Origin of the sequence: Gluconobacter albidus (assembly GCF_002723915.1) — a bacterium.
In the GTDB taxonomy this organism is placed as follows: domain Bacteria; phylum Pseudomonadota; class Alphaproteobacteria; order Acetobacterales; family Acetobacteraceae; genus Gluconobacter; species Gluconobacter albidus.
In genome coordinates this window covers 48,160-58,968 of sequence record NZ_BEWL01000014.1, presented here as the reverse complement: position 1 = coordinate 58,968, position 10,809 = coordinate 48,160, and the positions used below count along the sequence as shown (strand labels likewise).

Sequence of the window (10,809 nt, the reverse complement as noted above, 5' to 3'; positions counted from 1 at the left end):
GGGTTCAAACCCGCTTTTATCGCGGTCAGCCCGCCGAAACGGGCTTTCCATCGATTGTGAGAGCGCCGTCAGTCGCAGAAACCTTCACGCCTTCACCATCATGGATGCTCCCCTCAAGCAGCAGGCTGGCCAGCGGGTTCTGCAGGCTACGCTGGATGACACGCTTGAGCGGGCGGGCACCATAGATAGGATCGTATCCTTCTGCGGCCAGCCATTCGGTTCCCTTCTCGTCCAGTTCCAGGTCAATCTTGCGATCTTCCAGCAGCTTCTGGAGACGGCTGATCTGAATCTTGACGATCCGGTCCATGTCCTTCCGCTGCAGACGGGAGAACAGGATGATCTCGTCCAGACGGTTCAGGAACTCCGGCCGGAAGTGATTGCGTACCACCTGCATGACCTGCGGACGGACCTCATCCACGGATTCACCGTCCGGCAGATTGGCCAGAACATCAGACCCAAGATTGCTGGTCAGCACGATAATCGTGTTGCGGAAGTCCACCACACGTCCCTGCCCGTCCGTCAGGCGTCCATCATCGAGAACCTGAAGCAGGATGTTGAAGATGTCCTCATGGGCCTTCTCCACCTCGTCAAACAGGATCACCTGATAAGGACGACGACGAACAGCCTCGGTCAGCACACCGCCTTCGTCATATCCGACATATCCCGGAGGCGCGCCGATCAGACGGGAGACCGCGTGCTTCTCCATGAACTCGCTCATGTCGATCCGCAGCAGGGCCTTCTCGTCATCGAACAGGAACTGCGCCAGAGCTTTGGTGAGCTCGGTCTTGCCAACGCCCGTCGGGCCGAGGAATAGGAACGAACCGATCGGACGGTTCGGATCCTGAAGACCGGCACGGGCCCGGCGGACGGCGTTCGACACGGCCACAAGGGCCTGCTCCTGCCCGACGACACGATCTCGCAGCGTATCTTCCATGCGGATCAGCTTGGCGCGCTCACCTTCGAGCATCCGGTCCACCGGAACACCGGTCCAACGGGAGACAACCGAAGCCACGCCCTGATCCGTCACGGCATCGGCGAACAGGCCGCTTTTCGACGAGGCGTCCTCTTCTTCCTGAGCCTTGGCGATCTGGGTCTCAAGGTTCGGGATCAGGCCGTACATGAGCTCAGACGCCTTGCCGAGATTGCCCTGACGCTGCGCCACTTCAACATCGGAACGCGCCGTATCGAGCTGCTCTTTCAGCTTCTGGATCGCATTCACCCGATCCTTTTCAGCATGCCATTCGGCACCCATTGCATCGGACTGTTCTTCGAGATCGGCCAGTTCGGCCTCCAGCGCGACCAGACGATCCTTCGACGCGTTATCGTCTTCCTTGCGGATGGCCTCCCGCTCGATCTTGAGCTGGATGATACGACGGTCGAGTTCGTCCAGCGCTTCAGGCTTGCTGTCGATCTGCATCCGCAGACGGCTGGCAGCCTCGTCGATCAGATCAATCGCCTTGTCCGGCAGGAAGCGGTCCGTGATGTAGCGGTTGGAGAGGGTCGCGGCCGCGACGATGGCGTTGTCCGTAATGCGGACGCCATGATGCAGTTCGTACTTCTCCTTGATGCCACGCAGGATCGAGATCGTGTCGGCCACAGTGGGCTCACCCACGAAGACCGGCTGGAAACGGCGGGCCAGCGCTGCATCTTTCTCAATATACTTGCGGTATTCGTCGAGCGTCGTCGCACCCACGCAATGCAGCGTGCCGCGTGCCAATTCCGGCTTGATGAGGTTGGACGCATCCATCGCGCCATCGGACCGGCCGGCGCCGACAAGCGTGTGCATTTCGTCAATGAAGAGAATGATCTCGCCTTCAGCCGTCTCGATTTCCTTGAGAACAGCCTTCAGACGCTCCTCGAACTCACCGCGATATTTCGCACCAGCAATCAGCGCGCCCATGTCGAGCGACATCAGCTTCTTGTTGCGCAGGGCCTCGGGCACGTCACCATTGACGATCCGCTGCGCGAGACCTTCGACAATGGCCGTCTTACCCACGCCCGGCTCGCCAATCAGGACCGGATTGTTTTTGCTGCGACGGGCGAGAACCTGAATCGTGCGGCGGATTTCCTCGTCACGGCCGATGACCGGATCAAGTTTGCCAGCCTGCGCCACAGCCGTGACGTCACGGGCATATTTCTTCAGGGCGTCGAACGTGTTTTCCGCAGATGCGCTCGTGACGGTGCGCCCTTTGCGGATTTCCGCAACGGCACGCTCCAGAGCCGCCGCGCTGGCCTTGCCGTCCACAAGCGCCTTCCCCGCGGGCGTATTGCTGGACGCAATTGCGACGAGCAGACGATCCTGAGCGACATGACTGTCGCCCGCGACTTTCGCAGCGGATTCCGCGCCGTCCAGCAAACGGGCAAGATCCGGCGTCATCTGGGGCTGACCGGCACCGGCGCCCTGCACTTTCGGTAGCTTGGCGAGAGCGGCATCATTGGCGGTCTGCACAGCCTTCGGATCGCCACTCGCTGCGCGGATCAGACCGGAGGCCGCTCCTTGTTCATCGTCCAGCAGAGCCTTGAGCAGATGCTCCGGCGTCAGCTGCTGGTTGTAGTCCCGAAGCGCAATGGTCTGTGCGGCCTGAAGAAAGCCTTGGCTGCGTTCGGTGAAATTCTGAATGTCCATAATCTAAAGTCCTCGTATGCCCCGTTGCGGCAGCATTGATGTTCTTGGCCGCCCCCTAAGGCAGCGGCCTGTGACTAATATTTAGGCAGTCATTTTTTCGTTTCAAGAGCCTCACGATGACGTTTTGCAGGCCCCTGCAACACGAGATCAGCTTTGGAAAGACGGTCGAACGCATTCCGGTTCTGGTGCCAGTACGGATAGATCAGATCAGGTGCACTCACATCGTCAAGCCTGCGGACCTGCTCCTGCGTCAGACGGAGCGACGCGGCAGCGAGATTGTCCAGAAGCTGGCTCTCTTTGCGCGCCCCCAGAACCAGCGACGTGATCCCCGGCTTGTGCAGCGTCCAGGCCAGAGCCACGCGGGCGGCGGAGACGCTGTGCTCTTCCGCGATCTGCACCAAAACCTCGACTGTATCGTAGAGCTTTTTCAGATCCCGGACTTCCGGCTCCGGCCAGCCCGAAATCCGGCGGGAATCTTCCGGGGCCGTTTTGCCGCGACGGTACTTCCCCGTCAGCAGGCCACAGGCCAGCGGACTCCAGACCTGCACACCCAGCCCCTGATCCACGGCCAGCGGCAGAAGTTCATATTCGGCATCCCGCGCTTCAAGGGAATAATAGAGCTGCTGGCTGACCGGGGTAATCAACCGGTCCCGCTCGGCAGCGCCCAGCAGTTTCATGGCCTGCCAGCCTGCAAAATTGGAAATCCCGGCATAACGGATCTTGCCCTGATCGCGCAGGGTCTGAAGCGCCTCAAGCGTTTCCTCAACCGGCGTAAGGCCGTCCCATTCATGCAGATAATAAAGATCAATGTGATCCCGCCCCAACCGGCGCAGGCTGTCTTCGCAGGCATTGAGAATGTGATGGCGTGACAGGCCCTGTTCGTTCGGCCCCTTCCCCGTCGGGAAACGGACCTTTGTGGTGACGAGCAGTTCGCGGCTGCGTCCCTGAAGAACGCGGCCAAGGATTTCTTCTGCTTCACCGCCGGAATAGGCATCGGCCGTATCAAACATGTTCACGCCATGCTCGACGCAGAGATCCACCATCCGCGTGGCTTCGGCGACATCCACCTTGCCCGTGGCGGCAAAATTGCCTTGCCCCCCGAACGTGACCGATCCGAAATTGAGTGCTGAAATCTTGAGGCCCGAGCGACCAAGCTGACGATACTGCATATCCGTCAGGCTCCTTCTTGCTGAGACATACCGTGATGCAGAACACCTGAGCCCCGGATCGGTCCCGCTAAAAACGCCCCCGCTCCCGAAAACGTGAGACGGCTGCGTCATCCTTCGCGGAAACCCTGTTCACAAACGGCGCCCCGGTCCATGATCGACGTCAAAATCCTGCCCGTTGTTATCCTTGCGGAGATGCCATGCTGTCCCCTTCCCTGCCGCTTTCCCTGCGCCGAACCCTTCTGGCCTGTGCCGTCCTGTTTCCGATGGTGTCAGCCAGTGCCCTTCAGGCCGCCGATCCCGCGGCCTGCATGCTCGATCTCGCCAAGACCCGGAACGGAACGCTTGGCCTGCCGAACCATGCGGAAGTCACGCCGGACGGTCACTCCGTCCTGTTCCTGCGCTCGGGACCGTTCGACACACATCTGCATCTCTACCGCTACGACCTGCCGGACCACGCGATTCATGAACTGGCCGCACCGGCATCGGGGCCGGAACATCTGTCGGTCGAGGAGAAGGCCCGGCGCGAACGGGCGCGCCAGAGCATGTCCGGCATCACCGACTACCAGATGAGCGAGGACGGCGGCACGGTTCTCGCCTCACAGGGTGGGCAGCTCGAACGCATTGCCACGGATGACGGTCGCGTCACGCCGGTCGAGGGTCAGTGGATCGCCCCGCGCCTCTCGCCAGATGGGCTCAGCCTCGCCGCCGTGCGGGATAATGACCTTTATAGTGTCGATCTGGTCAGCGGACGTGAAACACGCCTGACGACCGGGGGCAGCGACACTCTGAGCCATGGCCTCGCCGAATTTGCCGCCGCCGAAGAACTGGAACGCGCGGACGGTGCCTGGTGGTCTCCCGACAGCAAGACCATCCTGTTCGAGGAAGCCGATAACAGCGACGTCGAAAAGCACTACATCACCAACCCCGAAGCCCCCCAGGCCGAACCGGTCACTTTCCGCTATCCCCGCGCCGGGACGAACAACGCCAAAACGCGCTTTGGCCTCGTAGACGCAAAAGGTGGTCCGGTCCGCTGGATTTCCTGGGACCACGACGCATGGCCCTATCTCGGTCGCGTGGTCTGGCGAAAAAACGGTCCGCTCGCCATCGTGCTGCTCAATCGTGCCCAGACGCAGGAACAGCTTCTCACGATCGACCCCACAACCGGCACCACCCATCTCCTTCTGGAACAGTCCGACCCGGCCTGGATCGAGTTGGACCCGCGTGCCGCGTCCGGCGGCCACAACCTTCCCGTCTTTCTTGACAATAATGCGGGATTTCTCTGGGCCGCAGACCGCGGCAAAGACTGGCAGCTCGAACTCCATACCCCGGACGGAAAGCTCGAGCGCGTCCTGACGCCGCCCGGCCTGTCCTATATCGCCCTCAACGATTACGACGCCGAACACAACACACTCACGGCCACCGTCCGCGCCAACCGGCTGGACAACGAAATCGTGCATATCGACCTGAAAACCGGAGCCGTCACACCGTTCGTGACGGAACGCGGCATTCACAACATCCACGTCACGAATGGTACGCACACGGCCATGGTGGACATGTTCGCCAGTGCCACCGGCACGCGCCAGACGATGGTGCGGGATACGGCAGGCCATGTCGTGGCAACACTTCCGGGTGTGGCACAGGCCCCGAAACTCCCGGTCCATGCCGAGTTCACGACTGCAGGCCCGCGTGATCTGGACGCAGCGATCATCCGGCCGGAGAATTTCAGCGCCTCAAAACGCTACCCGGTCGTGCTGTCCGTCTATGCCGGGCCGGGCTCCAAGATGGTGCACGACACGCCGACATCCTATCTTGATGACCAGTGCCTCGCCAATCAGGGCTATATCGTCGTCACGCTCGACGGGCGTGGAACGCCGGGACGCGATCATGATTTCGAGCGCGCCATCAAGGGCAACCTGATCGATCTGCCGCTTCAGGATCAGGTGGACGGGCTTCAGGCGCTCGGCAAACGTCATCATGAAATGGATCTCACCCGCGTTGGCGTGCATGGCTGGTCCTTTGGCGGCTATTTCACCGCCATGGCGACCATTCGCCGACCGGATGTGTTCAAGGTCGGCGTGGCTGGCGCACCGCCGGTTGATTTCGCGGATTACGATACGGCCTATACCGAGCGTTATCTCGGCACCCCGCAGGACGACCCGGAAGGCTATCGCAAGAGCAACGTCCTGACCTATGCCGACACCCTGAAACAGCCCCTGCTGCTCATGCACGGCATCACGGACGACAACGTCTATTTCGAAAATACCATGAAGCTGACGCAGGCCCTGCTCCATGCGGGCAAGCCTTACGACCTGCTTCTGCTGCCGGGCACGCATATGCTGCCCGATCCTGTCATCCGCGCCAGGGTGGCCCAGAGACGGGTGCAGTTCCTGAGCACGGTTCTTCAGCCCGGAAAATAATGCCGAAACAAAAAAGGGGGTCGGATCGCGTGATCCACCCCCTTTTTTCAGGTTATTTTTTAGTGGGACAGATCCGTCACCATCACCATCATCGCATCAATGGCAGGGCGAATGGAGGCCAGGGGTGTACGTTCGTTCAGGCCATGCATGAAGGATTCGGACGGTTTGATGAACAGCGGTGACATGCCGTAACTCGGCACGTGGTTGTAGCGGTACCACATGCTGTCGCTCGCACCGGAAGACATGCTGGGGAAGACCGGCATTCCGGGATAGACGCTGTGGATGCCATGTTCGACCGCCTTGACGAAATCCGCCCGCATCGGAGAGGCAGCGGTCTCTACGGAGCCCGCCGTCACGTCCTCGACTGTCAAAGCCGGATCGGCAGCGGCGGCCTGAAGTTCCTTCGCAATCTCCGGGCGGGGATGTCCGGGGAAAATCCGGCAGTTGATATTGGCCGTCGCACGCTGAGGCAGCGCATTGAGGGCATGGCCGCCGTTAATCATGGTCACGACGCAGGTCGTCCCGATCCGTCCGATCAGGGCAGGATCGGCCGAGAGGGTCGCAATGGCCTTTTCATCGGTCGGGTCAGCCGCAAAGGCGCGCATGGCAGCCCCCGTCGCCGGAGCCTCCCACTGTGCAGCACTGACGAAATAGGCGCGTGTCAGATCGTTCAGCTCCGGCTTGAAACGATGCTGCTTGATCCGCAGCAGAGCAGCCGCCAGTTCATCAATCGCATTCACGGCGCGCGGTTCGGAGGAGTGGCCGCCGGGGTTGGTGATGGTCAGACGGTAATCCGCATAGGATTTCTCCGCACCTTCCCAGCTGAAATAGATCGGCTTTCCCGTCCGCTCATCCAGAACGCCGTTGGCTCCATCGAGATTCAGAACCAGATCCGCACGATCGAGGAGTTTGGCGATTGCCTGACCGGTATTCATCTCGGTCTCCTCATCCCCGGAGAACGCGATGATGATATCGCGCCGCGGTCGATACCCCTCACGTTTGAGCTCCAGAAGAGACGCAATTCCGAGCGTATCGTCGAGCTTCATATCTGTGGAACCACGTCCCAGCAGATAGCCATTCACGATCTGGGGCTTGAACGGATCATGGGTCCAGTCAGACGCTTTGGCTTCAACCACGTCCATATGACCGGAAATCACCAGCGGCTTGAGGGACGGGTCGGTCCCGTGCCAGCGGGCAATCAGATAGGCCGTGTCACGATAGGGGGTGATGGTGATGTCGGAAGGCGCAAAGCCGCCCTGGACCAGGGCATCCCGAAACAGCGCCGCAACCTGTGGTGTCTGGTTCGCAGGTCCCTCGACCGACCTCAGGGCAATCGCCTTTTCCGCCAGAGACAGGGCCTGTGTCTCTGCCTGCAGATGGCTGGCGGGAGCGGCGAGCGCGCTCCCGGCCATCAGGCATGAGACAACAAATCCACAAACAGTTCCGCGCATCCGAACCTCCAGAATTGAATGCGCGACCGTAACTGTCAGGACGGAGTTTGCCTAGCGATGCCGCTCAGACGGCAATATTGTCGAACAGTTCCACGCCGGAGCGCACCGCCATGGCCTCCCGGTAGGCCTCGACCTCAGCCGGGTAAGCCACGCCCCGGATCAGCGAGAGGCTGTGCAGATGCGCGAACAGATGGATATCGTCCGTGGAGAGCTCACCATTCACGGCCTCGGGCGAACGGATCAGTGGCGCCAGATCTTTCAGCAATGCATTGAGCTGCGTCAGTTCTTCGGTCTTCTCTTCCAGAAGCGCGCTGAAAGCCCCGACGGAGGGCTCCTTGCGGCGGATAAATCCGGCGCGTGCGGATGTTGTTCCAAACTCTGGCAGCGGTGCGGCAGCGGCGCGCGGAAGGAACAGGCGATAGAGCGGCGCGGCTGCCTTCTGGAGCCATGCCGTAATCTCGGGGCGCGTGTCTCCCGTCAGGACGGACGTTCCAATCGCGTCAATATGCGTGACGATATCCATGCTCTCGGGCATGAAATGTCCGTTTTCCTCAAGGATGGGAACAACCTTGCGCCCCACCATGCGGACCGGACCGTCCACATCGTCATTGAGCAGGATGCGCTGCTCATAGGGAATTTTTTTGAGCCCGAAGATCATCCGCGCCTTGGTGCAAAACGGGCAGTGTTCGTAAATGTGGAGAATATAGGGTACGCTCATGCTGCCTTCCTGTGTCTGACGGGTGCCCTCTCAGGCTTCTCCGACCGATGAAGAAAAAAGAAGCGGGTCGATCTCTATGGCGCCAAGAGCCTGTCGCCATTTCTTTGCATGGTCGGCGCCGAACACGATCTCATCACTTGCCGGCGCCACAAACCACGAACTGTCCCGCAGGATTTCCTGTTCAAGCTGCCCCGGTGCCCATGCGGCGTGTCCGAGGGCCAGCATTGCCTGTTTCGGTCCGTGTCCGTTGGCGATTTCGCGCAGGATATCCAGACTGGCGGTCAGGGTCGTATGCCCGTCAACGGCCAGACTGCCCTCCCCCGCCCAATCCGCCGAATGCAGGACAAAACCGCGTGAATGCTCGACCGGACCGCCCATGCACACGCCAATCCGGCGTTCGGGGGGGCTGGGCTCGATTCCGAGCTGCGTAAACAGATCGTCCAGTCCCGGCTGACCCAGACGCTTGTTGACGATCAGCCCCATCGCCCCGTCCTGCTCCGAATGGGCGCAGAGATAGATCACGGTCCGTTCAAAAAATGTCTCCGCCAGTGCAGGCGCTGCCACAAGCAGCTGGCCCGTAAGGCCCGCCTCCCTGCCCATCGCCACAAGGGCAGGGTCCGTCAGGTTGTCATTCCGTCCATCGAGTGTTTTCTTCATGCCTGCCAACATGGGTGCATCCCTTCCTGTATTGCAAGCGTTTGCCTTCAGGAGTGTTAATGACATCCAATGTTACTGACCTGAGCTCACCACCCGCCCCCCCTACCCGCCCCTGCCGGGTGCGGACTGCCCGTCTGGAGATTGCCATGCCTCTCACCGTCCTCGTCACCGGCGCCACAGCAGGCTTCGGCCACGCCATTGCAACGCGCCTCGTCCGCGAAGGTCACCGTGTCATCGCCACCGGGCGCCGCAAGGAGCGGCTCGAGGCCCTCAAGGACGAACTGGGCGAGAGCGTTCTGCCCTTCACGCTCGACATGACCAACCGAGATGCCCTGCGTGCCCTGCCCAGCGCACTGCCCGAGGACTGGCAGGATATCGACGTTCTGGTGAACAATGCCGGTCTCGCCCTCGGCATGGAACCCGCACAGGACGCCGAGCCCGACAACTGGGAATCCATGATCGCCACGAATGTTTCGGGCGTTGTCGAACTGACCCGTGCGCTTCTGCCGGGCATGGTCCAGCGCAATACGGGCTACATTATCGCTCTGGGCAGCACGGCCGGGACCTACCCCTATACCGGCGGCAACGTCTACGGTGCGACCAAGGCCTTCGTACACCAGTTCACCCAGAACCTGCGGACAGACCTGCTCGGCACCCGCATCCGCGTGACCAATATCGAGCCCGGACTGTGTGGGGGCAGCGAGTTCAGCAATGTGCGTCTGGGAGACGACACCAAGGCGGCTGCTGTCTACAAGGACACGACGCCGCTGACGCCCGAAGACATCGCCGGGACGGTCTCCTGGCTCATCGGTCTGCCGTGGCATGTGAATATCAATTATCTGGAAATGATGCCCGTCTGCCAGGCCTCGGGTGGTCTTGCGGTAAACCGTCATGTCGGTTGAAATCGGGCTTCCCCCCCAACTTCGCATAACGGACGGCAAAAAATTCCGCCTGTCGTCCATTCCCACAAACGACACGCTTGGTCGCCAGAAGAACGAGTCCCGCACCCGCATCCGCGACTGCGTGGACCGGATGTCCCTCCTGCAGCAGCGCCTTGCGGCCTATGCGACGCATGGCATCCTCGTCGTGCTTCAGGGCATGGACACCGCCGGGAAGGACGGCGCGATCCGGCACGCTTTCTCGGGCCTGAATCCACAGGGCGTGCATGTCACGTCCTTCAAGGCCCCTGCCGGAATCTCGACGCGCCATGACGATCTGTGGCGCATCCATCTCGCCGTCCCCTCGCGCGGCGAGATCGGCATCTTCAACCGCAGCCATTATGAAGACGTTCTGGTGGAACGCGTTCATCCGGACATGGTCCGGGCCCGCGGGCTCAATCCGGACCTTCCGGATTTCTGGGATCATCGTCTGGAGGATCTGCGGAACTTCGAAAGCTATCTGCACCGGCAGAACATCCTCGTGCTCAAGATTTTCCTGCATATTTCGCCAGAAGAACAGCGCCTGCGCCTGCTCAAGCGGCTGGACCATCCGGAAAAACGCTGGAAATTCAGCCCTTCCGATCTGAAGGAACGTGAGTACTGGCCGCAGTATACCGCCGCTTACGAAGAGGCCATCCGCGCGACTTCAACGCCCGAGTCCCCCTGGATCGTCATTCCCTCAGACCATAAGTGGCTCGCCCGCGTTCTGGTGGCCGAAACGCTGCTGGAGACGCTTGAAAGCCTGCATCTCAAGGAACCCGAACAGAAACTGTCCGACGCCCTCAGGGATGCCCAACAGGCCCTGCTCAAAGGTGCGGCCAAGACCGTCTGAT

At 61.0% G+C, this 10,809-nt stretch carries 8 protein-coding genes; 3 read left to right on the top strand and 5 right to left on the bottom strand.

The annotated features are described in order from the left end of the window. Positions 1-25: 25 nt before the first annotated feature. Both clpB and GAL01_RS13710 read right to left on the bottom strand, forming a co-directional pair. Positions 26-2,626 (bottom strand): ATP-dependent chaperone ClpB, encoded by a 2,601-nt coding sequence (gene clpB / locus GAL01_RS13715; protein WP_062027950.1) that lies wholly within the window; start codon positions 2,624-2,626, stop codon positions 26-28. Between the two features lie 89 nt (positions 2,627-2,715). Then, complete coding sequence (locus tag GAL01_RS13710; protein WP_062027956.1) at positions 2,716-3,795, bottom strand: aldo/keto reductase; 1,080 nt, start codon at positions 3,793-3,795, stop codon at positions 2,716-2,718. Between the two features lie 197 nt (positions 3,796-3,992). On the opposite strand from GAL01_RS13710, the gene GAL01_RS13705 reads away from it, so the two are divergent. Further along, positions 3,993-6,212: a S9 family peptidase gene (locus GAL01_RS13705; protein ID WP_062027958.1), complete on the top strand. Its 2,220-nt coding sequence runs from the start codon at positions 3,993-3,995 to the stop codon at positions 6,210-6,212. 59 nt (positions 6,213-6,271) lie between these two features. Here the strand turns inward: GAL01_RS13705 and GAL01_RS13700 are convergent, their stop codons facing one another. The 3 genes from GAL01_RS13700 to GAL01_RS13690 form a co-directional block, all read right to left on the bottom strand. Next, positions 6,272-7,663, bottom strand: coding sequence for a M20/M25/M40 family metallo-hydrolase (locus GAL01_RS13700; protein WP_062027960.1), 1,392 nt, complete (start codon positions 7,661-7,663; stop codon positions 6,272-6,274). Positions 7,664-7,727: 64 nt separating this feature from the next. Next, entirely contained in the window at positions 7,728-8,381 is a 654-nt protein-coding gene (gene grxB / locus GAL01_RS13695) for a glutaredoxin 2 (RefSeq protein ID WP_062027962.1), read from the bottom strand. Positions 8,382-8,411: 30 nt separating this feature from the next. Next, on the bottom strand, positions 8,412-9,038 hold the full coding sequence (locus GAL01_RS13690) for a YqgE/AlgH family protein (RefSeq protein ID WP_062027980.1): 627 nt from the start codon (positions 9,036-9,038) through the stop codon (positions 8,412-8,414). Between the two features lie 146 nt (positions 9,039-9,184). Here GAL01_RS13690 and GAL01_RS13685 point away from each other — a divergent pair, with 146 nt between their 5' ends. Beyond that, positions 9,185-9,940 (top strand): SDR family NAD(P)-dependent oxidoreductase, encoded by a 756-nt coding sequence (locus GAL01_RS13685; RefSeq protein ID WP_062027964.1) that lies wholly within the window; start codon positions 9,185-9,187, stop codon positions 9,938-9,940. Then, positions 9,930-10,808 carry a polyphosphate kinase 2 family protein gene (locus tag GAL01_RS13680; protein WP_062027966.1) on the top strand — a complete coding sequence of 293 codons (879 nt, stop codon included), beginning with the start codon at positions 9,930-9,932 and terminating at the stop codon, positions 10,806-10,808. Before GAL01_RS13685 ends, GAL01_RS13680 begins: the two co-directional genes overlap by 11 nt. Position 10,809: the final 1 nt, after the last annotated feature.